This is a genomic window from Streptosporangium sp. NBC_01755, from assembly GCF_035917995.1.
Lineage (GTDB): Bacteria > Actinomycetota > Actinomycetes > Streptosporangiales > Streptosporangiaceae > Streptosporangium.
On the sequence record NZ_CP109131.1, the window covers coordinates 4870993 to 4897154 of the forward strand.

General features: G+C 69.6%; 20 protein-coding genes. 10 read left to right on the forward strand and 10 right to left on the reverse strand.

Going from position 1 to position 26162, the window contains the following annotated elements; translation table 11 throughout:
• Positions 1-257: 257 nt before the first annotated feature.
• A complete protein-coding gene (locus OG884_RS23380; protein ID WP_326636155.1) occupies positions 258-1745 on the forward strand; it encodes an LVIVD repeat-containing protein in 1488 nt (495 codons plus the stop codon).
• A 237-nt stretch (positions 1746-1982) separates the two neighbouring features.
• Positions 1983-3365 (forward strand): LVIVD repeat-containing protein, encoded by a 1383-nt coding sequence (locus OG884_RS23385; RefSeq protein WP_326636157.1) that lies wholly within the window; start codon positions 1983-1985, stop codon positions 3363-3365.
• 134 nt (positions 3366-3499) lie between these two features.
• On the opposite strand, the gene OG884_RS23390 is transcribed toward OG884_RS23385, so the two are convergent.
• Complete coding sequence (locus OG884_RS23390) at positions 3500-4597, reverse strand: RDD family protein (RefSeq protein ID WP_326636159.1); 1098 nt, start codon at positions 4595-4597, stop codon at positions 3500-3502.
• Between the two features lie 116 nt (positions 4598-4713).
• On the opposite strand from OG884_RS23390, the gene OG884_RS23395 reads away from it, so the two are divergent.
• On the forward strand, positions 4714-5709 hold the full coding sequence (locus OG884_RS23395; protein ID WP_326636161.1) for a stage II sporulation protein M: 996 nt from the start codon (positions 4714-4716) through the stop codon (positions 5707-5709).
• 118 nt (positions 5710-5827) lie between these two features.
• Here OG884_RS23395 and OG884_RS23400 read toward each other — a convergent pair whose 3' ends face one another.
• From OG884_RS23400 to OG884_RS23420, 5 genes are all read right to left on the reverse strand, one after another.
• Positions 5828-7192 carry a DUF58 domain-containing protein gene (locus OG884_RS23400; RefSeq protein ID WP_326636163.1) on the reverse strand — a complete coding sequence of 455 codons (1365 nt, stop codon included), beginning with the start codon at positions 7190-7192 and terminating at the stop codon, positions 5828-5830.
• 3 nt (positions 7193-7195) lie between these two features.
• Positions 7196-8119: an AAA family ATPase gene (locus OG884_RS23405; protein WP_326646976.1), complete on the reverse strand. Its 924-nt coding sequence runs from the start codon at positions 8117-8119 to the stop codon at positions 7196-7198.
• A 101-nt stretch (positions 8120-8220) separates the two neighbouring features.
• Positions 8221-9396 carry a DUF4350 domain-containing protein gene (locus OG884_RS23410; RefSeq protein WP_326636165.1) on the reverse strand — a complete coding sequence of 392 codons (1176 nt, stop codon included), beginning with the start codon at positions 9394-9396 and terminating at the stop codon, positions 8221-8223.
• A complete protein-coding gene (locus tag OG884_RS23415) occupies positions 9393-10064 on the reverse strand; it encodes a DUF4129 domain-containing protein (RefSeq protein WP_326636167.1) in 672 nt (223 codons plus the stop codon). Before OG884_RS23415 ends, OG884_RS23410 begins: the two co-directional genes overlap by 4 nt.
• On the reverse strand, positions 10049-11092 hold the full coding sequence (locus tag OG884_RS23420; protein ID WP_326636169.1) for a glycerophosphoryl diester phosphodiesterase membrane domain-containing protein: 1044 nt from the start codon (positions 11090-11092) through the stop codon (positions 10049-10051). The genes OG884_RS23415 and OG884_RS23420 overlap by 16 nt, the downstream gene beginning before the upstream one ends.
• Before the next feature lie 619 nt (positions 11093-11711).
• On the opposite strand from OG884_RS23420, the gene mtrA reads away from it, so the two are divergent.
• The 6 genes from mtrA to OG884_RS23450 all read left to right on the forward strand — a co-directional run bounded on the left by mtrA (position 11712) and on the right by OG884_RS23450 (position 18709).
• Positions 11712-12389, forward strand: a complete 678-nt coding sequence (gene mtrA / locus OG884_RS23425; protein ID WP_326636171.1) for an MtrAB system response regulator MtrA — start codon at positions 11712-11714, stop codon at positions 12387-12389.
• 24 nt (positions 12390-12413) lie between these two features.
• Entirely contained in the window at positions 12414-14150 is a 1737-nt protein-coding gene (gene mtrB, locus OG884_RS23430) for an MtrAB system histidine kinase MtrB (protein WP_326636173.1), read from the forward strand.
• Positions 14140-15939 carry an LpqB family beta-propeller domain-containing protein gene (locus tag OG884_RS23435; protein ID WP_326636175.1) on the forward strand — a complete coding sequence of 600 codons (1800 nt, stop codon included), beginning with the start codon at positions 14140-14142 and terminating at the stop codon, positions 15937-15939. Before mtrB ends, OG884_RS23435 begins: the two co-directional genes overlap by 11 nt.
• Before the next feature lie 105 nt (positions 15940-16044).
• Positions 16045-16749 carry a ComF family protein gene (locus OG884_RS23440; RefSeq protein WP_326636178.1) on the forward strand — a complete coding sequence of 235 codons (705 nt, stop codon included), beginning with the start codon at positions 16045-16047 and terminating at the stop codon, positions 16747-16749.
• Positions 16750-17268: 519 nt separating this feature from the next.
• Complete coding sequence (gene hpf, locus OG884_RS23445; protein WP_326636180.1) at positions 17269-17910, forward strand: ribosome hibernation-promoting factor, HPF/YfiA family; 642 nt, start codon at positions 17269-17271, stop codon at positions 17908-17910.
• 94 nt (positions 17911-18004) lie between these two features.
• Positions 18005-18709 (forward strand): response regulator transcription factor, encoded by a 705-nt coding sequence (locus tag OG884_RS23450; protein ID WP_326636182.1) that lies wholly within the window; start codon positions 18005-18007, stop codon positions 18707-18709.
• 105 nt (positions 18710-18814) lie between these two features.
• Here OG884_RS23450 and OG884_RS23455 read toward each other — a convergent pair whose 3' ends face one another.
• Positions 18815-20002 carry a winged helix-turn-helix domain-containing protein gene (locus OG884_RS23455; protein WP_326636184.1) on the reverse strand — a complete coding sequence of 396 codons (1188 nt, stop codon included), beginning with the start codon at positions 20000-20002 and terminating at the stop codon, positions 18815-18817.
• Positions 20003-20339: 337 nt separating this feature from the next.
• Between OG884_RS23455 and secA the strand changes: the two genes are divergently transcribed.
• Entirely contained in the window at positions 20340-23153 is a 2814-nt protein-coding gene (gene secA / locus OG884_RS23460; RefSeq protein ID WP_326636186.1) for a preprotein translocase subunit SecA, read from the forward strand.
• Positions 23154-23199: 46 nt separating this feature from the next.
• On the opposite strand, the gene OG884_RS23465 is transcribed toward secA, so the two are convergent.
• From OG884_RS23465 to OG884_RS23475, 3 genes are all read right to left on the reverse strand, one after another.
• Positions 23200-23709 carry an Rv3235 family protein gene (locus OG884_RS23465; protein ID WP_326636188.1) on the reverse strand — a complete coding sequence of 170 codons (510 nt, stop codon included), beginning with the start codon at positions 23707-23709 and terminating at the stop codon, positions 23200-23202.
• Positions 23710-23935: 226 nt separating this feature from the next.
• Positions 23936-25303 carry a PTS transporter subunit EIIC gene (locus OG884_RS23470; protein ID WP_326636190.1) on the reverse strand — a complete coding sequence of 456 codons (1368 nt, stop codon included), beginning with the start codon at positions 25301-25303 and terminating at the stop codon, positions 23936-23938.
• 51 nt (positions 25304-25354) lie between these two features.
• Positions 25355-26095, reverse strand: coding sequence for a GntR family transcriptional regulator (locus OG884_RS23475; protein ID WP_326636191.1), 741 nt, complete (start codon positions 26093-26095; stop codon positions 25355-25357).
• Positions 26096-26162 lie beyond the last annotated feature (67 nt).

Consider the following 26162-nt stretch of genomic DNA (forward strand, 5'->3'; position numbering starts at 1 on the left):
CGTGGCTGTCGCGGAACACCCCAACCTTAATGGGTCGGGCTGATACGACTAGAGGGGCCCCGCACCGAAATTGCAGGGTATTTCGGTCTGTATGTCCAGTGCCGCAAGACCGTAACCCCTGTCGGGGCGGTCCGTAAAGGCGGCATATCGAAAACAGTTGCTGACACAGTGATGGCTTGCCTGACCGACCACACAGGATGAACGATTTAGGCATTTATGCACCCTTTATTGGTGCAGGTAGCTAGGAGGTTCAGCGAGTGTTCACCCCCTCTGGGAAGGGCCTGACCGGCCGTTTCCTGTTCGTGGCCGGAGTCGCCGTCGCCACGGTGCTGGCCGCGGTACCCGCGCAGGCCGCCGACATTCCGGCGCCGGGCGAGATCGCCAAGAGCGCGAACATCGAGCACGTCCTCAACGTGCCCAAGCCCGCCCCCCTGACGGACATCAACACCGACATGGCGTTCCAGGGCAACTACGCCTTCGTCGGTAACTACAGCGGCTTCTCGATCTACGACATCAAGAAGCCGAGCAAGACCTTGGTGGTCAGCTCGGTCGTCTGCCCCGGCGGCCAGATGGACCTGTCGGTCTACGGCAACCTGCTCTTCGCCGCGGTCGACTCCTCCCGCAACAACGACTCCTGCAGCAGCGTCGGCCAGAGTGCCGCGAACAAGGACTCGTGGGAGGGCGTCCGGATCTTCGACGTCAGCGACAAGAAGAACCCCAAGTACGTCAAGGCGGTCGAGACCAACTGTGGCTCGCACACCCTGACGCTGGTTCCGGGCAAGGGCAGGGACAAGAAGAACGTCTACGTCTACGTCTCCTCCTACAGCCCGAGCGCGTCGTTCCCGGACTGCCAGCCGCCGCACGACAAGATCTCGATCATCAAGGTACCGGTGAAGAACCCGGCGTCCGCCGCGGTCGTCGCCACGCCGGTCCTGTTCCCGGACGGTGGTAACCCCGGCGAGAGCCAGCCGTACCCCTACCGCACCTCGGCGACGAGCGGCTGCCACGACATCACCGCCTACCCGGAGAAGAACGTCGCGGCCGGCGCCTGCATGGGCGAGGGCGTCCTGATGGACATCTCCAACCCGGTCGACCCGAAGGTCACCGCCACGGTCCGTGACGACGAGAACTTCGCGTTCTGGCACTCGGCGACCTTCAACAACGAGGGCACCAAGGTCATCTTCACCGACGAGCTCGGCGGCGGCAGTGCGGCCACCTGCAACGAGGCGATCGGCCCGAACCGCGGCGCCAACGCCTACTACGACATCGAGGACGGCCAGTTCGCCTTCAAGGGTTACTTCAAGATTTCCCGCCACCAGGACGACACCGAGAACTGTGTCGCGCACAACGGCTCGCTGATCCCGGTCAAGGGCAAGGACCTCATGGTCCAGGCCTGGTACCAGGGTGGCATCTCGGTCGTGGACTTCACCGACTCGGCCAACGCCAAGGAGATCGCCTTCTTCGAGCGTGGCCCCGACAGCGCCCACAGGCTCAGCGGTGGCTTCTGGTCGGCGTACTACTACGACGGCCACATCTACGGCAGCGACTTCAACCTTGGTCTTGACGTTCTGAAGATCAATGACCGGCGCACGGGCAAGGCCGACAAGGTCAAGTTCGGCGACCTGAACGCACAGACCCAGGCCTCCTACCACGAGGGTGGCCGCGGCCACGACCACGACGACCACGACGACGACCGCGACGACGATGACGATGACGATGACCGCGACAACGGCCGCGATCACTGACCTTTGATGTGATGGTCACCGGGCGCCCGACGGGCGCCCGGTGACCATCACCCGTGACGGGGTGGAGTGCCGGGGCGAATCGAAAGAAGGAGGTAGACCGTAAACTTTTCTGGGTCCTCAGTAAAGGGTTTGAATCACATTTTATTGTGACAAAGTCATGCTTTGTTGGCCTGGGTGTCAGTGCGGATGGTTTGCTAATTTATGCATGCCTTATGTCCGTTCCAAGGAGGCACCCGAGTGTTCACTCCACGAAGGACCGTCAGGGCATTGGTCATGGCGGCGACGGCCGCCGCGATGCTGATGACCACGATCTCCGCGCAGGCCGCCGACATTCCCCCGCCCGGTGAGGTCGTCACCAGCCCAAACGTGACGCATGTGGCCACCCTGCCCAAGCTCCCCGGCCTTGAGGCCACCGTCAACAGCGACATCGCCTTCCAAGGCGACTACGCCTACGTCGGCAACTACGGTGGTTTCTCGATCTACGACATCAGGAACCCGAAGCGGGCCAAGCTGGTCAGCGGCGTGCTGTGCCCCGGTTCCCAGATGGACGTCTCCGTCTACGGCGACCTGTTGTTCAGCGCGGTCGACAACTCCCGCAGCGACGACTCGTGCAACAGCGTCGGTCAGGGCGCCGACATCAAGGAGTCGTGGGAAGGGGTTCGGATCTTCGACGTCAGTGACAAGAAGAACCCCAAGTACATCAAGGCGGTGGAAACCGCCTGTGGCTCGCACACCCTGACGCTGGTTCCCGGCAGGGGCAGGGACAAGAAGAACGTCTATCTCTACGTCTCCTCCTACGCCCCGAGCGAGTCGTTCCCGGACTGCCGGCCGCCGCACGACAAGATCTCGATCATCAAGGTGCCGCTGCGCAAGCCGACCGACGCGGCCGTGGTCAGCACGCCGGTCGTCTTCCCCGACGGCGGCAACGAGACGCAGCCCGGCCTGCTGCGCCCGACCAGTGGCTGCCACGACATCACCGTCTACGCGGAGAAGGACATCGCGGCCGGAGCCTGCATGGGGGACGGCGTCCTGTTCGACATCTCCGACCGGGAGAACCCGGTGGTCACCGCGCGGACCACCGACCCGAACTTCGCGTTCTGGCACTCGGCGACGTTCAACAACAAGGGCACCAAGGTCATCTTCACCGACGAGCTCGGCGGCGGTGGCGCGGCCACCTGCAACGAGGCGGTCGGCCCGAACCGCGGCGCCGACGCCATCTATGACATCGTCCGCGGCAAGCTGGTCTTCAGGAGCTACTTCAAGATCGGCCGCTACCAGGCCGACACGGAGAACTGTGTCGCGCACAACGGCTCGCTGATCCCGGTCAAGGGCAAGGACATCCTGGTCCAGGCCTGGTACCAGGGCGGCGTCTCCTTCGTGGACTTCACCGACTCGGCCCGCCCGCAGGAGTTCGGCTTCTTCGAGCGCGGCCCCGAGCCGAGCGGCGGAGGCGGCGGCATCTGGTCGGCGTACTACTACAACGGCTATGTCTACGCCAGCGACTTCTACCGGGGCCTGGAGGTCATCAAGATCGACGACCGCCGTACCGACCCGGCCAGGAACGTTCACCTGGACCGGCTGAACGTGCAGACCCAGGCCTCCTACCGGGGAGGGCACTGACCGCGCCCTGAGGCCGGTCGACGGTGAGAGACCGGTGGCGAGTTCGCGGGTCTCGTGACAGGAGGGATGGCGGGTCTCCCGCCATCCCTCCTCGGCTGCCGGGCACCCGTGGCACCGCGTGCCGGGCGGGAAGGTCAGGCGGGAGGGACGAAACCACCCGGTGTGGGGCCGGGCGCCTGCTCGGCGTGCCGGGCTGCGGGCGGCGGGGGTGCCGGGTATGGCGACCCGGCCGGGGGCGGGAGCGGGATCTGCGGCTGTGCGGGCCGGTAGGCGGGCTGAACGTAGGGCTCGGGAGCGGACCCGGGAGGTGCGTACGGCCGGCCTCCGCCTCCGGGAGGCGGGTAGGGCTGGGTGCCCGGGCCCGGCTGGGGTGGTGGCACGGGCGGGTAGGGCTGGGTGCCCGGGCCCGGCTGGGGTGGTGGCACGGGCGGGTGGGACTGGGGCGAGGCATGGCCGGGCCACTGCTGGGCGGCCCACCCCGTGCCGATCTGCTGCGCCAGACGAGCCTGCTCGCGGCGCCGGCGCTCGGCCAGGACTGCGGTCAGGTAGGCGAACGGCGGCACGCCGGGTGGGGCGGGCGGGGAGACGAAGGCCGACATCTCGGTGGCGATGCGCACTCCCATACCGTGCTGCACGGCGGGGGCCAGGTCGTGCCAGCGCATGAGGTACTGCCTCGCGGTGGCCGCGACCTGCTCGGGTAGCCGTGACAGCTCCAGCGTCGCCGCCCAGGGGGCGAGCTGCGGCGGCATGTCCAGCGGTGGCCCGTACTGCCGCGGAGCGCGCTCGGAGATCACGATGGTGCCGGAGAAGACGTCGCCGAGCCGCTTGCCCTTCTCCGAGATCAGCGAGCTGATCAGCGCGGGGGCGCCGCTGAGCATCCAGAGCTCCAGGACCCCGGCCAGCCCGCGGAACAGGGCCTGCCGGAACCGTTCGGGACCGCCGTCGTCGCTGACGACCCGGAGTCCGAGGGCGAGCTTGCCCAGACTGCGCCCGCGCGTGAGCGTCTCGAACGCCACCGGGTATCCCACGATCACGAGCACGGTGAGCACGATGTAGACCATCGTCGTCAGCGCCGGGTCGCTCAGCAGGGCCAGGCTGCCGACCAGCAGGGAGACGCCCAGCAGCGTCAGGACCTGGACGGTCATGTCGATCAGCAGCGCCGCGGCCCTGCTCGGGAGCTGGGCGACGCGGACCTCGACGACCACGGCCTCGCCGGTTACGACATCGGACACACTCAGACCTTACCTTCGACCTGGATTTTCGAACGGCTCGGACATCGTCCCCCGGGGCGGTACGGATCCGAAATGGTCTCGCGCTGCGGGAAGAGGTCAACGGATAGGCTGCCCGCGTGGACATCGACGCCTTCGTCACCGCGCACCGGCCCGTCTGGGACCGCCTTGAGGATCTGGTCCGGCGGCGCGGCTCGCTGGACGGCGCCGAGGTCGACGAGCTCGTCGACCTCTACCAGCGGGTGGCCACGCACCTGTCCCTGGTCCGCTCGGCCTCGGCGGACCCGATCCTGGTGGGCCGCCTGTCGGCACTCGTCGCCCGCGCCCGCTCGGCGGTGACCGGGGCGCACACCCCGGCCTGGCGGGAGTTCATCCGCTTCTTCACGGTCTCCTTCCCGGTGGTCGCCTACCGGGCCCGCTGGTGGTGGATGGCCACCACCGCCGCGTTCCTGCTGGTCTCCACGGTCGTCGCCGTCTGGGTGGCGGAAAACCCCGGCGTCCAGGCGGCGATCGCCACCCCGGAACAGATCACCCAGCTCGTCGACCACGACTTCGCCGACTACTACTCGGAGAACCCGGCGACCTCCTTCGCCGGCCAGGTCTGGGTGAACAACGCCTGGGTCTCGATGCAGGTCATCATCATGTCCATCCTGCTCGGCCTGCCGATCCCGTACGTCCTGTGGGAGAACGCGGTCAACGTGGCCGTCTCCGCGGGGTTGATGGCCTCGCGCGGCAAGCTCGACATCTTCTTCGGCCTGATCACCCCGCACGGCCTGCTGGAACTGACCGCGGTGTTCCTCGCCGCCGCCGTCGGCATGCGCCTCGGCTGGACGGTCGTCGACCCCGGCCCGCGCAGGCGCGTCGAGGTCCTGGCCGAGCAGGGCAGGGCCGTGATGAGCGTGGCCCTCGGCCTGGTCGTGGTGCTGCTGATCTCCGGGCTGATCGAGGGGCTGGTCACCCCCTCGGGGCTGCCCACCTGGGCGCGGATCGGCATCGGGGTGGTCGCGGAGGTCGCCTTCCTGGCCTACGTGATCTTCTTTGGCCGCCGGGCCGTGGCCGCGGGCGAGACCGGCGACGTGGAGCGCGCCCCCGACCTCGCCCCGAGCGTCGGCTGAGCGCCCGGACGACTGTCAGACCGATCGGACGACGGTCGGAGCCGATCGGACGACGGTCGGAGCCGATCGGACGACGGTCGGAGCCGCCCGGACGACTGTCAGACCGATCGGACGACCGTCAGAGCCGCCCGGACGCCTTCAGCGCCAGGTAGGCGTCGGCCAGGGCGGGGGCGAGTTGCTCGGGGGCGGCGTCCACCACCTCCACGCCCTGGCGGCGCAGCAGGGCGGTGATCCGCCGCCGCCCCGCGCTCAGCTGCTCGGCCGCGGCCGCGGCGTAGACCAGCTCGGAGGTGCCGCGCCCGGCGGCCATCTCGGCCACCTGAGGGTCGGAGACGGCGGCCAGGAGCACCAGATGCCGCGCGGAGAGCCGGGGCAGCACCGGCAGCAGGCCCTCCTCCAGCGCCGCCGGGTTGAGGTCGGTCAGCACGACGACCAGGCAGCGCCGCCTGGCTCGTGACATGACCGCCGCGACCATCCCGGCCGAGTCGGCCTCGACCAGTTCGGCCTCGATCGGAGCCATGGTGTTGACCAGCGAGGACAGCAGTTCCGTACGGCCGGTGCCGGACACCCAGGCGCGCACCGCGCGGTCGTGGGCCAGGAGGTCGACCCGGTCGCCCGCGCGGGAGGCCAGCGCGGCCAGGAGCAGTGCCGCGTCCATCGACCAGTCGAGGCGGGGCCAGCCGGGCACGATCTTCGGCATTTCGCCCCGGCCGCCCCTTGGTACCTCGCCGGCCAGCGGGATCGGGGCGGTGCCCACCCGCCCGGCCGAGGTGCGGCCGGTGTCGAGCACGATCAGCACCCGCCGGTCGCGCTCCGGCCGCCAGGTGCGGACCACGACGTCGTTGCGGCGCGCGGTGGCCCGCCAGTCGATCGAGCGGACGTCGTCGCCGACCACGTACTCCCGCAGCGAGTCGAACTCGGTGCCCTGTCCCCTGACCATCGACGGGTGCCGGCCCTCCAGCTCCCTGAGTCTGGACAGCTTGGCGGGCAGGTGCTTGCGGCTGAGGAAGGGCGGTAGCACCCGGACCGACCAGGGCACCCGGTGCGAGCCCTGGCGGGCCGCGATGCCCAGCGGTCCCAGCGCCCGCACCGTCACCGTGACCGCCTCGCGGTCCCCCCTGCGGGTGGGGGTGAGCGTCGTGACCAGGCGGCGGCGCTCGCCGGCGGGCACGTTCAGCGGCAGGTGCCGGGGCGTGGCCCCGGCGGACGGAGGCCAGGCGTCCCTGAGCACGCCGCGCACCCTTCGGGAGCCGGGGTTCTCCACGATCAGCTCGACCGCGACCGACTCGCCGAGCCGTACCAGCCGCTCGCCCGAGCGAGTGAGGCGCAGCGGGCGCACGCTCCCGGCCAGCAGCAGGTCGATCACGGCCAGCACCGCGATCAGCAGCGCCACCCCGGCCACGGCAAGCCCCGGGCGGGGGGCGAACAGCACGACCAGGGTGCCCAGCAGGGCCAGCAGCGCGGCCCGTCCTGTCAACGCCATGGGTCAGCGGGGGACGGGGACGGAGGCGAGGATGGCGTCGATGAGGCCGTCGGCGGTCGCGCCCTCCAGTTCGGCCTCGGGGCGTAGCTGGATCCGGTGCCGCAGTGCGGGCCTGGCCAGTGCCTTGACGTCGTCGGGCGTCACGTAGGCGCGGCCCGACAGCCATGCCCAGGCTCGTGCTCCGGCCAGCAGCGCGGTCGCGCCACGCGGCGAGACGCCGAGCTGGAGCGAGGGTGACTGACGGGTGGCCCTGGCGATGTCCACGATGTAGCCGAGCACCTCGGGACCCACGTGCACCTGGCTGACGGCCGCGCGTCCCGCGGCGAGGTCGGCGACGGTGGCCACGGCCCTGACGTGCGACAGGTCGCGCGGGTCGAAGCCGAGCGCGTGCCGCTCCAGCACCGCGATCTCCTGGTCGCGGGGCGGCAGCGGGACGGTCAGCTTGAGCAGGAACCGGTCTAGCTGCGCCTCGGGCAGCTGGTAGGTGCCCTCGTACTCGACGGGGTTCTGGGTGGCGGCCACGATGAACGGGTCCGGCAGCCCGCGCGCCGCCCCCTCCACGCTGACCTGGCGCTCCTCCATCGCCTCCAGCAGCGCGGCCTGAGTCTTCGGGGGTGTGCGGTTGATCTCGTCGGCGAGCAGGAGGTTGGTGAAGACCGGCCCCTCACGGAACTCGAACTCCGATGTCCTCGCGTCGTAGATCAGCGAACCGGTGATGTCGCCCGGCATGAGGTCGGGGGTGAACTGCACCCGCTTGAAATCGAGGGAGAGCGCCGCCGCCAGGGTCCGCACCAGCAGGGTCTTGGCGACGCCAGGCACGCCTTCGAGTAGCACGTGGCCCCGGCAGAGCAGTGCGATCACCAGCCCGGTGACCACGGCGTCCTGGCCGACGACCGCCTTGGAGACCTCGGCGCGCAGGGCTCCCAGCGCCTCCCTGGCGCCGTCCGCGCTCTGCGCGGCGGGTGCGCCGGGCGCGGTCCTGACGACGGAGGTCGCCTCGGCGAGATCGCCGTTCCCCGGTGGTGTGGTCACGACTTTCCGACCTGCCTTTCCACGATGTCCATGTATTCGGCCAGGGCTACCAGCCCCGCCTCGTCGACCGGCGGGGGCCCGTACAGGGCGGCGCCCACATGTGGCGCCGCCTGGCCGGTCCGCTCGGCGATCGCGTTCACCAGCGCGTCGGCTCCCGCTCGTGAGGGCAGCCCGAGCCGGGGGGTCACCCGGTCGATGAAGCTCGTGCGCAGGGCCGCGGCGGCCCGGTCGCGGGCACGCCTCGCACGGTAGAGCCTGGCACGTCCCTCGACGGTCTCGGCCGCCCTGACGACGACGGGCAGCCGCTCGGCCACCACGGGGCCGAGCCTGCGGCCCCGCCAGAGCGCCAGCAGCAGCACCGCGACGAGCACCTGCACCACGGCCCACCTGACCCCTTCGGGGATCAGATCGTAGAAACCGGCCGTGCCGTCCGCCCGAGGGGCGGTCTCGGGGGCCGTCAGCCAGATCAGGGTGGGCCGCCCGCCGGCGAGGTTCATCGCCAGCGCGGCGTTGCCGTCCTCGGCGAGCCTCAGGTTGGTCATGAACTGCCCGTCGCCCATGACGGTGACCTGCCGGTCCCCAGTGGTCTGGGAGACCAGGGTGGGCCGTCCGTCGGCGGGGTAGCAGCCGGTCGCCCCGGCGGGCGGGGTGAAGGCCATGCCGCCGATGTGGGCGCTGCCTGCTCTCGTCGCGGCCGGCAGCGCGCATCGGGGCTCGCGGGAGCGCGCCCGCACCTCCCGCGCCGGGCTCACCCCCGGCGCGAGCCGCTCCAGATGTGACCGTACGCCCACCAGCAGCAGGTCCGACGGTGTCGCGGCGAGCCGCTCCGCCTCCGCCTCGTCGAGCGGGGAGGTGTCGCTCACCAGCAGGGTGCTGCCCGCGGAACCGGCCTGCCTGGCCTGGGACTCGGCCTCGGCGACCGAGGTGACCCGGGCGACCCGCACGTCCCGCGTCTGTAGCAGCCGGGCCAGGCCCTTGCCGCCCGACAGCGAGGTGTCGGCGGGATCGAGGGGCCTCCCCTCCTGGCCGGAGCCGCCGAGCAGCACGCCGGTGACGGCGACGGCGACCACGAGGAGCGCCACCAGGAAAACGCCCCTGCCGCCGAGCCAGAGGCCGCGGGCGGTCGGCGAGGTGGAGGTCGACCCGGCACGCTCGGGCGCGGCCAGGCTCATGGCGCCTCCATCCGTACGACCGGCGCCGGGCGGGTGGTGCGCAGGTGCTCGTCGAGAGCGCACATCATCTCGTACGCCTGGGGCGTGCCGGGGACCTCGCCGTAGGTCACGTCGTCGAACACCCGGGCCGCCGCGGCCAGTTCGGCGGCGAGCGCGGGCAGCGCGCGCCCGGCCTCCGTGGCCAGCTCCCCGGCGGTGCGGCCGGGGGTGAAGTCGATGATCACGCGGTCCTCCAGGTCGCGGGCGACGGCCCGGAGCCGCTCGCGGACCGCCTCGGACCACCGTGCCTCCGCGGCCAGCCGCTCGGCGGCCTCGCGGTGCTCGGTGGCGGTGAGGCGACGGTCGCCGAAGAGCCCCTCCGTGCGCGCGGTGGCGCCCCTGGCGGTCCTGCGGGCGACCAGGAACACCGCGACGATGATCCCGATCACGATCACGATGAGGACGGCTCGCGCCGCCAGGCTGCCGACGACGCCCGCGGACTCCTGGTCGAGCAGGTCGCCGAGGAACTGGTTCACTCCCCGCCAGAGGCGGTCGACCAGGGACTCCTTGGCGTACTCGGGTCTGAGCAGCTCCTGGATCGCCTGGCGCCGCGCCTCCTCACGCCCGATGTCGATCGGGGACGTCGGGAACGGGGACGTCGGGAGTGGGGGCGTCAGGACTGGGACCACGGAGCTCCCTGATCGGGGAACCCGTGCCGCGCGGGGCCGGTGGGCGTGACGGCGGGGTCCCACAGGTCGTCGGCCGAGGCGTGGACCCAGCCCTGCCGCCGCTGCTCGATCGCCGCGGTCTGGAGCACCAGGTCGAACGCCTCGGTGCGCATCCGCCGGTCGGCGTAGAGCAGGCCGTTGACCGCCGCCTGGAAGGGATAGGTGATCATCGAGCCGACGGTGACGCCCACGGCGATGATGACCGCCGTGGCGATCTGCGCACCGGTGGAGCCCCCGCCCAGGAAGGCGAGGAGGCTCCCGCCGAGGGTGAACGGGAGGGAGAGCAGCGTGCCGACCAGGGCGGCGATGATCTGGGTGAGCAGCAGGATGCCGAGCGTCCGCCAGAAGCCGCCGGAGACCAGGTTCCATGACCTGCGCAGGGAGTCGACGACGCCGCGCCGCTCCAGTACCGCGGCCGCGGGGGCGAGCGCCAGCCGGGTGGTGATGAACAGGGCGTACGCCACGAAGGCCGGCAGCGCAGACACGCCCGCGATCACCACCATGGCGGGTCCGGCACCGGCCGCGTCAAGCGTGGCGAACAGCCCGACGATCAGGAGCATCGGGGCGAGCAGGGCCACCGTGCTGACGATCACCAGCCCGAACAGCGTGGGTACCCGGCTCCTGGTCAGCGTCCAGGCCTCGCCCGCCGTCATCTTGCCGCCGAACACGGCGCGGCCCAGGATGCGCGTCAGCACGCCGGTCAGCAGCGTCACCGCCACGAGCTGCAGCGCGTAGGAGAGCAGGGTGCCGCCGTACTGGGAGAGGAAGCTCGCCTCCGGGAGGTTCGCCGTCTCGGTGGGGTTCTCCAGGAACGAGGCGGTGGAGCTCAGCATGAGCGCCTGCCCGATCGCCACGGGGATCGCGCTCAGCGCCGCGGCGATCGCGGACAGGCCCAGGACGCTCTTGGGGTTGGAGCGCATCAGCTTGATCGCGCCGTCGAGGATGTCGCCCAGGCCGAGCGGGCGCAGCGGGATGATCCCGGGGCGCATCGCGGGGGGCTCCTGGCGCACGCCGTAAGGCGGCGGGCCGTAAGGTGCCTGGCCGTAGGGGCCTCGATCGTGCGGTGCCTGGCCGTGGGGCCGATCCTGAGGCCGATCCTGGGGCCGGCCGGGGAACGGCCCGGAAGGCGGCGGTGGGCCCGCCTGGGAGTCGGGCACCGAGCCGGGTGCGGTCCACGGTGACCCCGGGGCATCGCCGTACGGCGGAGGTTGGTTGGACGCCCAGCCCGGAGGCGTACCGGGAGCGGAGCCGTGACCTTCTGACATATCCCAATCCTGGCATGTGGCCACACTGTTTGTGGTGATCGGGCGATCACGCGGATGTTTCGTCTCCCGCAGAGCGGTGGAGATGCCGGAGGGATGGCCGAGACGCCGTCGTTTACCGCAGACTGGGACCGTGGTCATCGCCGCCCGGCGTTCGCAGTCGCCGGGGCCGGTGGCGGCCGTACGGGGGGCACTACTGTGCGTTTCACGTTGTGTGCGCCTGAAGTTCGTCGTTTGGATGCCTGGTGGTCAGCTGGTGTCATCTACTTGACGGACAAGGGTAATCTTCGACGACCGAGCGGTTTATCCCAATAACTCCCGAACTGCGTAAACCGAATGAGGGGCCATGAAAGGACGCGTGCTGGTCGTCGACGACGACGCCGCTCTCGCTGAGATGCTCGGTATCGTGCTGCGCGGGGAGGGTTTCGAACCTTCCTTCGTCTCCGATGGTGACAAGGCGCTTGACGCGTTCCGTGATACTCGGCCGGATCTTGTCCTGCTCGACCTGATGCTGCCCGGCGCCGACGGGATCGACGTCTGCCGCCGGATCCGGGCCGAGTCCGGGGTGCCGATCGTCATGCTGACGGCCAAGAGCGACACCATCGACGTGGTGCTCGGGCTGGAGTCCGGGGCCGACGACTACATCGTCAAGCCCTTCAAGCCCAAGGAACTCGTCGCCAGGGTGCGAGCCAGGCTGCGCCGCACCGACGAGCCGACGCCGGAGATCCTGCAGATCGGCGACATCACCATCGACGTCGCCGGGCACTCGGTCAAGCGGGAGGACGAGACGATAAACCTCACCCCGCTGGAGTTCGACCTGCTGGTCGCCCTCGCCCGCAAGCCGCGCCAGGTCTTCACCCGCGAGGTTCTGCTGGAGCAGGTCTGGGGCTACCGTCACGCGGCCGACACCCGCCTGGTCAACGTGCACGTCCAGCGGCTGCGAGCGAAGATCGAGAAGGACCCCGAGCATCCCGAGATCGTCGTGACGGTCCGGGGAGTCGGTTACAAGGCCGGCCCGGCCTAGTCGAGACTCCCCCCGGATCCCGAGATGCCTCCCGCACCGAAGAAACGCCGCCGCACCCCGCGCCAGCTGCTGCGGGGTGTCCGGCGTCGTACCCGGCGGGCGGCCGGGCGGGTGCGCCGTGTCTTCTGGCGCTCGCTCCAGCTGCGCGTGGTCACCAGCACGATGGTCATCTCCATCGTGGTCGTCGTCGTGCTCGGCGTCTTCCTCATGCAGCAGATCGTCAGGGCCACCCTGGAGACCAGGGAGAGCGCGGCGAAGAGCGAGGCCCAGGCCGACAGGAACGCGGTGCTCGGCTACCTCAACCAGCCGGCCGAGGCCGCCAAGCAGCCCGTCGAGCCGGGCCAGGTGCTCCAGCCGGGGGGGAGCGGCCCGCTCAGCCAGGCCACCGAGGCGCTCGCGCGGCGGGCCGGGTCCGCCAGCCGCTACTCGGTGATCATCCGTAACGAGGGGCTACCGGGGGAGTTCTACGGCACCACGAACATCGACCCCGTCAGCATCCCGCCCAGGCAGCGCGACGAGCTGTTCAAGAAGGAGGCGGGCAAGGACAGCACCTGGTACACCCCGCTGTACTACAAGGGGCAGCCCGATCCGGTGCCCGGGATGATCATCGGCACCCGCCTGGACACCTGGGGGACCAGGCTCGACTCGTCGTACGAGATCTACCACCTCGTCCCGCTGGACAAGGAGGAGCAGACGCTCGCCTACGTCCAGCAGATGCTCATCCTTGTCGGCGCCGGCCTGGTGCTGCTGCTGGCCGCGATCTCCTCCCTGGTCACCCGCCAGGTCGTCACGCCGGTGCGGCTGGCCAGGCAGGCCGCCGAGCGGCTGGCCGCCGGGCGCCTGGACGAGCGTCTGAAGGTCCGCGGCGAGGACGACCTGGCCCGCCTGGCCACCTCCTTCAACGAGATGGCCGCCAACCTGGCACTGAAGATCCACCAGCTGGAGGAGCTCTCCCAGGTACAGCGGCAGTTCGTCTCGGACGTCTCGCACGAGCTGCGCACCCCGCTGACCACCGTGCGGATGGCCGCCGACCTGCTCTACGACGCCCGTGAGGACTTCGACCCGATGGCCGCGCGCTCGGCCGAGCTGATGCAGAACCAGCTCAACCGGTTCGAGGCGATGCTCGCCGATCTCCTGGAGATCAGCCGCTACGACGCGGGCGCGGCCGACCTCGACGTCGACCCCGTGGACGTCAGGGACGTGGTGCTCCGCGCCGTCGCCGACTCCGAGGCGCTGGCCGAGCGCCACGCCACCCGCTTCGACCTGCGCCTGCCCGGTGAGCCCTGCATGGCGGAGATGGACAGCCGCAGGGTCGAGCGCATCCTGCGCAACCTGCTGTTCAACGCGATAGAGCACGGCGAGGGCCGGGACATCGTCGTCTCGGTCGCCGCCGACAGGGACGCGGTGGCGGTGGCGGTACGCGACCACGGGGTGGGGTTGAAACCCGGCGAGGAGAACCTGGTCTTCGACCGGTTCTGGCGGGCCGACCCGTCTCGGGCGCGCACAATCGGCGGTACGGGCCTTGGGCTGGCCATCTCCAGGGAGGACGCCATCCTGCACGGCGGCTGGCTGCAGGCCTGGGGCTCGCACGGGGAGGGGGCGCAGTTCCGGCTCTCGCTGCCCAGGGTGGCGGGGGCGGTGCTTCGGGGCTCGCCGCTGCCGCTGGTCCCGCCGGAGGTGGAGATGCGCCGCACGTGGCGGGGACACATGACGCCGGTGCTGTCGCCGGCGGTGGCCGACGGGGGACGCGATGCCGGCTGAGAGCATGCGGAAGGCGGGGACGGCGACCCTGGCCGTCGCCCTGGCCGTCGCCCTGGTCTTCGGGGTGACCGCCTGCTCGGTCATCCCCACCGGGGGCAAGTCCGTCGTCGCGGTCGACAACGAGCGCAAGGGCAACCCGCTGGACAACCCATACGCGCGGGTCATCGCCATGCCGCCGAAGGCCGCGTGGTCGCCCCAGGAGGTCGTCACCGGCTTCCGCGCCGCGATGGCGAGCCCCGACGACCCCGACTTCCGGGTCGCCCGCGAATACCTCACCGACGACTTCGCGGACAAGTGGAACCCGCACAGCGGTGTCACGGTCTACCGGCAGGGCGACTACGAGAGGTTCGCGCCGCTGCGGGATGAGGACAAGCATGCCCAGGTCACGCTCAAGGGCACCAAAACCGCCGTCATCGATCAGGACGGTCGCTACCGTCCGAGCGGCGGTCTCCTGAATCAGCCCTTCACGCTCGCCAAGGACGCGGGCGGGGAGTGGCGCATCAGCGCGGCCCCCGACGGTCTCCTGCTCTCCGAGGCCGACGTCGCCCGCGGCTACCTCCCCGTGGATCTCTACTTTCTCGACTCCCAGTGGAAGGGGCTGGTGGTCGATCAGGTGCGGGTACCGATCGACCCGGGCGCCAACTTCGCCAAGACGACCGTGGAGCGGCTGCTTCGGGGGCCGAGCAGCTCCCTCAAGGGCGCGGTGCGCTCCGCCTTCGCCGGCACCGAGCTCATCGACGTCACCACCGAGAACAACCGGGTCGTCGTCGACCTCACCGAGCGGGTGGACCCCGGCCTGATCGACCCGATGTCGGCCCAGCTGGCCGCGACGCTCACCGCGCTCACCCAGGGCGGCTGGGGCTTCGAGGTCAAGGTGAACGGCGAGTCGTACTACGCCGACACGCCTCTGCAGATCGACGCCCAGGAGCAGTCGAACTTCGACCCGTGGACGAGCCCCGACACCGCCGCCTCGTTCTATCTCGCCGACGGCGCGCTCTGGCTGCTGGACAAGGAGAACGTCGGGCGACCCGTGCCGGGCAGGGCCGGCCAGAAGGAGAGCGGGCTCACCCGCCCGGCGATCAGCGGCCAGTCGGTGCAGCAGGTGGCGGCGCTCTCCCGGGACGGCAGGAGCGTCTCCGTCGCGCCGCTCGCCGCGGGCGGCGAGTGGCGGGTGTGGACCACCGGCGAATCCCTCATCCCGCCGTCCTGGGACCGCCACCACACGCTCTGGACCGTCGACCGGCCCAACGACCACGCCTCGATCGTGACCCGGCACGACGGCGACAACAAGCACCGCTACCGGGTGTCGGCCCCCGACCTGGAGACGGTCTACGTCAAGTCGCTGAAGGTCGCGCGGGACGGCGTGCACGTCGCGGTGGTCGTCAAGGACGGGCTGGGCGAGCAGGTCCACGTCGGCACCGTCATCGGTGAGCGGGAGAACACGCGCATCACCAACCTTCAGGTCGTGGTGGACAGTGAGAACAAGCGGACGATCGAGGACATCGCCTGGAAGGACGGCAAGACCCTCTACGCGCTCACCGGTAAGTCGGAGCTGCTGGAGGCGTCGGTCACCGCCGAGCCGAAGCCCCTGGCCTTCGACTCGCGGATAGGGATAGAGAGCATCACCGCGCTGGACGGCATCCTGCTGGCCGGAGCCAAGGACGACCAGGACAACCGGCAGGTCCTGTACTGGAACTCCACCAAGTGGGAACCGCTGGTCAAGAACGAGACCGGTTCGACGGACTTCACGGAGAACGGCCCGTCCTCGCCGGCCTTCCCCCTGGGCTGAACCGCCTTCGCCGCGGGCCGCCTCCGGCCTCTCGCAGCGGGGCGGGGATCCCCGCCGGTGCCCTGGGCTGGGCTTTTTGTCGGTGTGACATGACATCTTGGACGGGTGACGACCGCCATGCTCGACCTGATCCTGCCGCCCCGCTGCGCCGGATGCGACGCGCCGGGCTCCCTCGTCTGTCCCCGCTGCGCGGCCGAGCTGCACGGCAGGCCCGCGCGCCGGATGCCCGACCCCGCCCCGCCGGGCCTGCCGGAGTGCTGGTCGGCGGCCGAGTACACCCCCGCCGTGCGGCGGGCGGTCATCGCCTACAAGGAGCGCGGCCGCACGGCCCTCGCCTCTCCCCTGGCCGGGGCGCTGGCCCTGGCCGTCGCCACGGCGGCCGGTGAGCGGCCGGTGCTGCTCGTGCCGGTGCCCAGCGCCCGCCCGGCCTTGAGGCGACGCGGGCACGACCCGGTGGCCCGGCTCGCGGAGCTGGCGGCCGGTTGCCTCCGCCAGGCCGGCTGGCCCGCGACGGTGGCGAGGGTTCTCGCCCAGCGTCGCCGTGTCGCCGACCAGGCGGGGCTGAGTTCCCTCCAGCGGGCCGAGAACCTGTCCGCGGCCTTCTCTGTCACGCTCGGCCGCAACGCGCCTGTGCCGCGATCCTGGGGTGGCACAGAGGTGATTGTGCTGGTCGACGACATCGTCACCACCGGGGCGACGCTCGCGGAGGCGGCGAGGGCGATGCGCGAGGTGGGCGTGACGCCTTCCCTCGCCGCCACGGTCGCCGCTACACGCCGGAGAGTCCGAACTCACAACCATGACGGAGAGTAAGGGGCGATTTGACGCCCCGTCTCACTCCGGCGCCACACATCACTGTCTCGATCGTGCCTTCTGAGCTGCTCAACGGATGTGAGAAGCCCTCACACCCGGCGGTGCCCGCGCGTGGGGCAGGGGTCTTTGAAGATCGGCAGCCCGGCCGTGAACCACACAAAGTGATTTTCGGCCCGACCACCAAGCTGACATTCGGCCGGGATGCGGATAGCGTCTGAGCCATGGCACCCGCTCGGGTCCGTGGTTGCGCCGGACCGACCTCCGACAGGAGGCCGGCCCGGCTAGCCGATGCCAGCCGCAGGCCAAACGGTCCACGTAAGACGACTTTTCGTCGATCGATCACGGTGCGGCTTAGAGGTAAGTCCTGCCTTCCCGGGGAGCCAGATGTTCCTCGCCAGAAGAGAAGGGCATGTAGTGGCAAAGAGCTGCGAAACCCTCAGCAGGCGGATGTGGGGACGAAGACCAGGTCGGCCGAGCGGGTGCCGAAATACCACCGTCGAGATTCGAAGGGGGCTGTGCATGGAGATCATCGTCAAGGGTCGGCACACCGGAGTGAGTGACCGATTCCGTGACCACGTGAACACCAAGCTGGCCAGGATCGAGCGTTTGGATCACAAGCTCATTCGCGTTGACGTGGAGGTGTCCAAAGAACGTAATCCCCGTATCGTCGATCAGCGAGAGCGTGTTGAGCTCACCATCCATTCACGTGGTCCAGCGGTCCGGGCGGAGGCCTCGGCCGACGACCGTTTCGCCGCCCTTGACATCGCACTCGGCAAGCTCGAAGGACGGCTGCGGCGCCTCGCCGACCGCAGGAAGATCCACCACGGCAACCACTGCCCTCCTTCGGTCGCCGAACTGACGGCCACCGCGCTCGCGGAGACGTTCGAAAGCGCCCCGGCCCGGTCGTTCACCGAGCAGGCCGAAGCCGAACCTCCCGAGGACAAGGACATCATCCCGATCCAGATGGACGGGGATGGGCCGCTGATGGTCAGGGAGAAGTTCCACAAGGCCGATCCCATCACGATCGACCAGGCACTTCTCGAGATGGAGTTGGTGGGACACGACTTCTACCTATTCCGTGACAAGGAGAGCGGGCAGCCGAGCGTCGTATACCTGCGTCAGGGGTACAACTACGGCGTGCTGCGGCTCGTCGAGCCCTGACGAACGCGCTCAAAGATCCTCTCCGACCAACCGAGGACCATGAAACCCGTGTAATCATGGCGGTCCACCGGCTCTGGCCCCCCGAGGAGGAGGCGTGACGGAACCCGACGACGCAACCAGCCCGACCGGGCACGGCGAACCGATCCGCGTGCTGATCGTTGACGATCACGCGCTGATCCGTCGCAGTCTGGAGATGGCGCTGGCCGCGGAGACGGACATCGAGGTTGTCGGCGAGGCGAGCGACGGGCAGGAAGCGGTCGAACTCGCCGACCGCCTCACTCCGGATGTCATGCTCATGGACGTCCGGATGCCACGCAGGAGCGGTATCGAGGCCACTCGTGAGATCAAGGCCTCGGTACCGAGTACGCGGATCATCATGTTGACCGTGAGTGACGAGGAAGAGGATCTCTTCGAGGCGATCAAGGCGGGTGCCACCGGCTACCTGTTGAAGAACGTCCAGCTCGACGAGGTGCCGGAGGCCGTACGCGGCGTCCACGAAGGGCAGTCGCTGATCAATCCGGCGATGGCCGCCAAACTCATCAGTGAGTTCGCCAACATGAGCCGCAAGGAGGCCGAGCGGCCCCCGCAGCTCCCCGTCCCGCGCCTGACCGAGCGGGAGATGGAGGTGCTCCGTCTGGTCGCGAAGGGGATGAACAACCGCGAGATCGCCAAGCAGCTGTTCATCTCCGAGAACACAGTGAAGAACCACGTCAGGAACATCCTGGACAAGCTCCAGCTCCACTCCCGGATGGAGGCGGTGGTCTACGCGGTCCGTGAGCGGATGCTTGAGATCACCTGATCCGCCCCGGTGCGGTGACCGCAGGACGGTCACCGCACCCGTGCCGCCGAGCGGGCGCGGCGGCCGGTGCCTCCCGGTGCCTCGGCGGCCCACTGGACCGATGGCTCAGCGCGCCCGGCCCAGGGCGTCCTGAAGGGGGCCGGCCAGCAGAGGATCCACCCGCTCGACCCGGACGGCGTCGCAGCCGACCCAGCTCGCCGCCTCCCAGAGCGCCTCGGCCATCCAGGTCGCGCCCCTGCCGGGCGTGACGCCGGGTTCAAGGCTCACCTGGCGGGCCACCAGCGTGGCACCCTCGCGGGCGGGGTCGACGCGCCCGATCAGCCGGCCTCCGGCCAGGACCGGCATCGTGAAGTAACCGTGGACACGCCTCTCCCTGGGAACGTACGCCTCAAGCCGGTGGTTGAAACCGAACACGCGGGCGGTGCGCGCGCGATCCCAGACAAGGGAGTCGAACGGGGAGAGCGGGGTCGTACGGTGACGGCCCCTGGGCCCGGTCTCCAGCGCGACGGGATCGGCCCAGGCGTCGGCGGCACGCTCGGGCCATTCGGGGACGCGGACGGGGACCAGCCCGGCGGACCCGTCGCGCAGGCAGCCGTCGAGCAGCAGCGCCGCGGGCGCCTTCAGACGCAGGAAGTCGACGAGGTCGGCGCGGGTGGCCACACCGAGCGCGCGCCCGGCGATCCCGGCGAGCCGGGTGACGCACTCGGTGTCGGAAAGCTCCTCGGCCAGCAGGTGTGCGGGAACCGTGCGCTCGGCCAGGTCGTAGACGCGGCGCCAGCCCACCCTGCGCGTGCAGACGACCTCGCCGGTGTCGAGCAGCCACTCAATGGCGATCTTGGAGTCGGACCAGTCCCACCACGGGCCGCCCTTCTTGGCGCCGCCGATGTCGGCGGTGGTGATCGGGCCGTTCTCGCGGACCCGCCGCAGCACCGCCTCGACACTGTCGGGCACCTCGTGCCAGCGGAACTTCCTGGCCCGGAAATACCTCCGCCTGAAGGCGTACAGCGGCCAGTCGTCGATCGGCAGGACACAGGCGGCATGACACCAGTACTCGAAGGCCCTGGCGGGCTCGTCCCAGTAGGCCCGCTCGACCTCCGCCCTGCCGACCGCGCCGAGGCGTGCGTACGCGACCAGTTCGTGGGAGCGGGCCAGCACGGAGATCGTGTCGAGCTGGACGGCCCCCAGGCGGCGCAGGGCCGCGCCCGCGCCGCCGCGCCGGGACTGCGCGCCGAGGAACCCCTGGGCGCGCAGGATGACGCGGCGGGCCTCGTCTGAGGAGAGGGAGAGCTTCATTGACCGCCCCGGGGGAAGACAACACGGTGTGCGGCTGAGGCTAGCGCCTGACACCGACAAAAATGCTATGCCGGTGTCTGAACATCCCTGAACATCCCCGGGGTGGTGCCGTCTTCACACGACTACCAGCTGCGGACAGGGCAAAAGACGACATACCCTTTGGAGCTCGGTCGTACTCTCTCAAAGAAGCGGGCAAGGAACTCCACAGGCCGCAAGAGCGTCTTTCAGGGTGGCTGTGTCTGGTGGCGGAACCGCCTACGATGGCAGCGGAGAACCATGTCTCGTCCTCAGCCGGGCCGGTCCGGCCGCGGAAGACCTGCGAGGAGCTTTACCTAAAGTGCCAGCCTTTCTCGATAAGATTCTTCGCGCCGGCGAAGGCAAGCTTCTGCGTAAGCTCAAGCGGATCGCCGACCAGGTCAACTCCATTGAAGACGACTTCACGAGCCTGACCGATGCCGAGCTTCGCGCGCTGACCGCCGACTACAAGCAGCGCTACGTCGACGGCGAGTCCCTCGACGACCTGCTCCCCGAGGCTTTCGCCACCGTTCGTGAGGCCTCCCGGCGCGTGCTGGGCAAGCGCCACTTCGATGTGCAGATCATGGGCGGGGCCAACCTGCACATGGGCAACATCGCGGAGATGCGCACCGGTGAGGGCAAGACCCTCACCTGCACGCTGCCCACCTACCTCAACGCCATCTCGGGCAAGGGCGTCCACGTCATCACGGTCAACGACTACCTGGCCAAGCGGGACGGCGACGAGATGGGCCGCATCCACCGTTTCCTCGGTCTCGAGGTCGGCGTGATCCTGGCCAACATGCCCGCCGACGAGCGCCGCAGGCAGTACAACGCCGACATCACGTATGGCACGAACAACGAGTTCGGCTTCGACTACCTGCGTGACAACATGGCGTGGTCGCTGGAAGAGTGCGTGCAGCGCGGTCACCACTTCGCCGTGGTCGACGAGGTCGACTCGATCCTCATCGACGAGGCCAGGACGCCGCTGATCATCTCAGGGCCCGGCGAGCAGTCCGGCAAGTGGTACTCCGAGTTCGCCAAGATCGTCCCCCGGCTTCGCAGGGGCACCGAGGGCAAGGACGGCGAGGAGAACACCGGCGACTACGCCGTCGACGAGAAGAAGCGCACGGTCGGCATCTTCGAGTCCGGTGTGGAGAAGGTCGAGGACTGGCTCGGCATCGAGAACCTCTACAAGCCCGAGCACACCCACCTGGTCGGCTTCCTCAACAACGCGCTGAAGGCCAAGGAACTCTACAAGAAGGACAAGGACTACATCGTCGTCGACGGCGAGGTCCTGATCGTCGACGAGTTCACCGGTCGCGTCCTGCACGGCCGCCGCTACAACGAGGGCATGCACCAGGCCATCGAGGCGAAGGAAGGCGTCAAGATCAAGGACGAGAACCAGACTCTCGCCACGATCACGCTGCAGAACTACTTCCGCCTCTACGAGACGCTCTCCGGCATGACCGGCACCGCGGCGACCGAGGCCAACGAGTTCCACCAGACCTACAAGCTCGGTGTCGTCCCGATCCCGACGAACCGGCCGATGATCCGCAAGGACCAGGCCGACGTGGTCTACAAGACCGAGGACGCCAAGTTCCTGGCCAGCGTCGAGGACATCAAGGAGCGCTACGAGAGGGGCCAGCCGGTCCTGGTCGGCACCACGAGCGTCGCCAAGTCCGAGCGCCTGGCCAAGGAGCTCAAGCGCAAGGGCGTCAAGCACGAGGTCCTCAACGCCAAGAACCACGCCCGTGAGGCCGCGATCATCGCCGAGGCGGGCCGCAAGCACGCCGTCACGGTGGCCACCAACATGGCCGGTCGAGGCACCGACATCATGCTCGGCGGCAACCCCGACTTCCGCGCCGACCTGGAGCTGCGCAGCCGCGGCCTCGACCCGGTCGAGACCCCGGAGGAGTACGAGAAGGCCTGGGGCGAGGCGCTGGAGAAGGCCAAGGAGGCCGTGAAGGCCGAGCACGACGAGGTCACCGAACTCGGTGGCCTCTACGTCCTGGGCACCGAACGGCACGAGTCGCGGCGCATCGACAACCAGCTCCGCGGCCGTTCGGGCCGCCAGGGCGACCCGGGCGAGTCGCGCTTCTACCTCTCGCTCGAGGACGACCTCATGCGCCTGTTCAACTCGGCCAGGGTCGAGATGATCATGACGCGCCTCAACATCCCGGACGACGTCCCGATCGAGTCGGGCATCGTCTCCAAGGCCATCGCCTCCGCCCAGCATCAGGTCGAGCAGCAGAACTTCGAGATCCGCAAGAACGTTCTGAAGTACGACGAGGTCATGAACCGGCAGCGCAAGGTGATCTACGCCGAGCGCCACCGGGTGCTGGAGGGCGCGGACCTGCACGAGCAGATTCGCGGCTTCGTCAACGACGTGATCGACGAGTACATCGCGGGTGCCACCGCGGAGGGCTTCGCCGAGGAGTGGGACCTCGACAAGCTGTGGAAGGCACTCGGCCAGCTCTACCCGATCGGCATCACCGCGGATGAGCTCATCGAGGAGGTGGGAGGCCGCGAGGAGCTCACCGCCCAGATCCTCACCGAGCGGGTGAAGGCCGACGCGATGGCCGCCTACGACCGTCGCGAGGAGGAGATCAACGCGCAGGCCATGAGCCCGGACGGCATGCGGGTGCTGGAGCGCCGCGTCATCCTGTCGGTTCTCGACCGCAAGTGGCGCGAGCACCTCTACGAGATGGACTACCTTCAGGAGGGCATCGGCCTGCGCGCGATGGCCCAGCGCGACCCGCTGATCGAATACCAGCGCGAGGGCTTCGAGATGTTCTCCCAGATGCTTGAGGGCATCAAGGAGGAATCGGTCGGTTACCTGTTCAACCTTGAGGTCGAGGTGCAGAGCAACCCGATCGTCGAGGAGGCCGACCCCGCCGAGGACGCGGCGGTCGCGGAGACCCGCTCGATCATCGCCCGCGGCCTGCGCGGCCCGCAGCGTCCCACCGAGCTGGAGTACACGGCTCCGGGCGAGAGCGGTGAGGTGGAGCACACCCGGATCAGCAGCAAGGCCGAGCGTGACGCGTACGGCAACGTCGAGCGCAACGCCCCGTGCCCCTGCGGTTCCGGCAAGAAGTACAAGCGCTGCCACGGCGACCCCAGGCACGTCGAGACCTGATCGCCGCCTGCGGGGCCCGCACACGTGGTGCGGGCCCTGCGGCGTGTCAGGGCGTCGTCTCGAACTCGGTGCACAGCCACCGCACGCCCCTGCGCTCCAGCCTCAGCGCCAGGACGCGCGAGCGGTCACCGCAGTCGACCACGGCGCACATCTCCACCACCCCGTCCTCGGGCTGGGAGACATGGGCTCTGCCCGCCCGGGGCGGGCGCGCGCTGTTGATGATCTTCCCGCTCCTGGCCAGCTCGGCCTGGGCCCTGCCGGTCATGTGACAGGAGACGCTCGCCGGGGGCCGCCTGCCGGACAGGATCTCGGCGACGGCCTGCGCGAGTGCCCGCAGCCGCCGCTCGTCGGGGATCGCCCCCGGCGGGCCCCAGATCAGCGGCTTCCCGGTCGGAGGTGCCGGCACCTCGGGTTCGAGGGTGAGGGCCAGGGTTCCCTGCACGTACGGAGGCATGGCCGGGGTGTCTGTCGCGGGGCGGTCATCGTCGTAGGGTGGCTCGGCGGCGGGTGACGGCGCGATCCGGGGGAGTGGTGCCGGACGTCGTGGGGGCGACATGGGGACTCCGATTGTGCTCGGCTTACGGGCGGGGAAACTGACGCATGAAGGAGTTTCCGGCCCGCTGCCCAGATACGTGGTCCGCCAACTTTCTGAAAATCCGGGTTGTTTCCTCCCTTGGGGCGGAGAAGGTGACCTTGGGCTGGAGTGGTCCATTCCCGAGGGAAGCGGGTTCCGGCCCGAGTCGTGATCTTCGCTGGACGGCCGAAACCACTCGGCGGGTCGTTCAGGAGCCGGACGGCCCGGCGTCAGGACCACCCGGCGCCGTGCCTGGAGGTACGGCCGACTCGCCGGAGTCGACGTCGGGTTCGGGCTCGCGACCGGGGGTCATGATGTTCAGTCTCCTGATCAGGAAGCTGAACACGGAGTAGTAGATCACCGCGTAGACCAGCCCCATCACGATGATGATCGGTATCCCCTGGGCGTTGGGTGCGGTCCCGTACAGGCCGAGGTCGATCAGCCCCGAGGAGAAGCCGAAGGCGAGCTTGGCACCCAGGGCGGAGGCGAGGGCCATGGAGATGCCGGTCAGCACGATGTGGATCACGAACAGCACCGGAGCCACGAAGATGAAGGCGAACTCGATCGGCTCGGTGATCCCGGTGAGGAAGGCGGTGAGCGCCGCGGAGATCATGATCGAGCCGACCGCGGTGCGCCGGTGCGGCGGTGCGGCCCGCCAGATGGCGATCGCGGCGGCCGGCAGGCCGAACATGAGGACCGGGTAGAAACCGGCCTCGAATCCGCCGTAGCCGACGGCGCCGTTGTTGAAGCAGATCAGGTCCCCGGCGAGCTTCTTGCCGTCGACCACGCACTCGGGGACCTGGGTCCAGATCACGTTGTTGACGATGTGGTGCATACCGAGCGGGAGCAGGGCGCGGTTGACCATGCCGTAGACCCCGGCGCCGAGTTCGCTGTTGGAGGCGAGCCAGGTCCCGGAGGCGCGGACCCAGCCGCCGAGCACCGGCCAGACGAGGCCAAGGAACACCCCGATCACCAGCCCGGCGAAGGCGGTGAGGATCGGCACCAGGCGGCGCCCGCCGAAGAAGGCCAGCCAGGTCGGCAGCTTGGTGCGGTGGTAGCGCTGCCAGAGCAGTGCCGAGACCAGGCCCATGACGATGCCGCCGAGCACCCTGGTCGGGTTCTGCGCGCCGAGGTCGAGCACCACGTCGGGAACGCCCGGGGTGGCCCGCTCGAACACCTCCGTGGTGATGGACTCCCTCAGGTCGGCGTCGAAGAGGATGAAGAACATGTTCATGCTGACGGCGTGGAAGACCAGATAGCCGACGAGCGCAGCCAGGGCGGTGGAGCCGTCGGCCTTGCGGGCGAACCCGATGGCGACACCGATCGCGAACAGGATGGGCAGGTTGTCGAAGAGCGCTCCGCCCGCGGTGCCGACGACACGGGCCACATCGTCGAGCAGGACGCTGTCGGTCCGGCCGAGGAGGTCGTCCTGTCCGAGCCTGAACAGCAGGCCGGCGGCCGGCAGGACCGCGATCGGCAGCATCAGAGAACGTCCCAGGCGCTGGAGCACGCTCATCGCGGCGGACCCGGACCGGTGGGCGGCGGGCAGGCCCGCGTCCGCCGAGGGGGGACTCATCGGGCTTTCCTCCAGGGGGTGGAAGGGAGGAGTGCGGCGAAGGGCAGGGGGTCAGGCGCGGCGAGTCGGTAGCTCCAGGATCGTACGGAGCTGGTAGCGGTCGGCGCGATAGGTGGAGACCCCGAGTTCGGCGCAGACACCTCCCGCGAAGGAGCGCCGCTGTAGCAGCAGCACGGCCCCGCCGCGTGGCAGCTTCAGCAGGTCGGCGTCACCGGGGTCGGCGATGCCGCCGTCGATGGTGAGCTCGCCGGCATCGAGCACCAGGCCGTAACGGGTCTCCAGAAGGGCGTAGAGGGAGCGGCCCGTCAGGCCGTGGGTGTCGAGGTCGGGCGCGATGGAGACGGGAATGTGGGCCCGCTCGATGCACATGGGCTCGCCCGCCGCGGTCCGCAGCCGTTCGATGAAGTGGACCTCGTCGCCCGGCTGGATGCCGAGCTCCCTGGCCAGGTGCGCGCTGGCCCTGACCACCCGGCGGTCCAGGTCACGGGAGCCGGGTTCCATGCCCCTGGTGCGCATCTCCTCGCTGAAGGAGGTCAGCCGCAGGGCCATCTCGATCTTGGGGCGGGCCACGAAGGTGCCCTTGCCCGCGACCCGCTGGAGCCTGCCCTCGGAGACCAGGTGGTCGACGGCCTGCCGGACGGTCATGCGGGACAGTCCGAAGCGCTGGCAGAGCTCGCGCTCGGACGGGATCGCCGTACCGATCGCCAGCTCGTTGTTCTCGATGAGATCGAGCAGTATCTCCCGTAGCTGGAAGTACTTGGGCACCGGGCTGTCCGGATCGATCTGGGCCACGGGATCCTCCCCTCTCGATCTGGGATGTCTAAATGAGTTATGGTTCGTACTGGTCTAGTCCGGACTA

Excerpts from the sequence above, each read along its gene's own strand:
- OG884_RS23400 (WP_326636163.1), bottom strand. The coding sequence starts at position 7,192 with ATGGCGTTGACAGGACGGGCCGCGCTGCTGGCCCTGCTGGGCACCCTG.
- OG884_RS23410 (WP_326636165.1), bottom strand. The coding sequence starts at position 9,396 with ATGAGCCTGGCCGCGCCCGAGCGTGCCGGGTCGACCTCCACCTCGCCG.
- OG884_RS23420 (WP_326636169.1), bottom strand. The coding sequence starts at position 11,092 with ATGCGCCCCGGGATCATCCCGCTGCGCCCGCTCGGCCTGGGCGACATC.
- mtrA (WP_326636171.1), top strand. The coding sequence starts at position 11,712 with ATGAAAGGACGCGTGCTGGTCGTCGACGACGACGCCGCTCTCGCTGAG.
- mtrB (WP_326636173.1), top strand. The coding sequence starts at position 12,414 with ATGCCTCCCGCACCGAAGAAACGCCGCCGCACCCCGCGCCAGCTGCTG.
- OG884_RS23435 (WP_326636175.1), top strand. The coding sequence starts at position 14,140 with ATGCCGGCTGAGAGCATGCGGAAGGCGGGGACGGCGACCCTGGCCGTC.
- hpf (WP_326636180.1), top strand. The coding sequence starts at position 17,269 with ATGGAGATCATCGTCAAGGGTCGGCACACCGGAGTGAGTGACCGATTC.
- OG884_RS23455 (WP_326636184.1), bottom strand. The coding sequence starts at position 20,002 with ATGAAGCTCTCCCTCTCCTCAGACGAGGCCCGCCGCGTCATCCTGCGC.
- OG884_RS23465 (WP_326636188.1), bottom strand. The coding sequence starts at position 23,709 with ATGTCGCCCCCACGACGTCCGGCACCACTCCCCCGGATCGCGCCGTCA.
- OG884_RS23470 (WP_326636190.1), bottom strand. The coding sequence starts at position 25,303 with ATGAGTCCCCCCTCGGCGGACGCGGGCCTGCCCGCCGCCCACCGGTCC.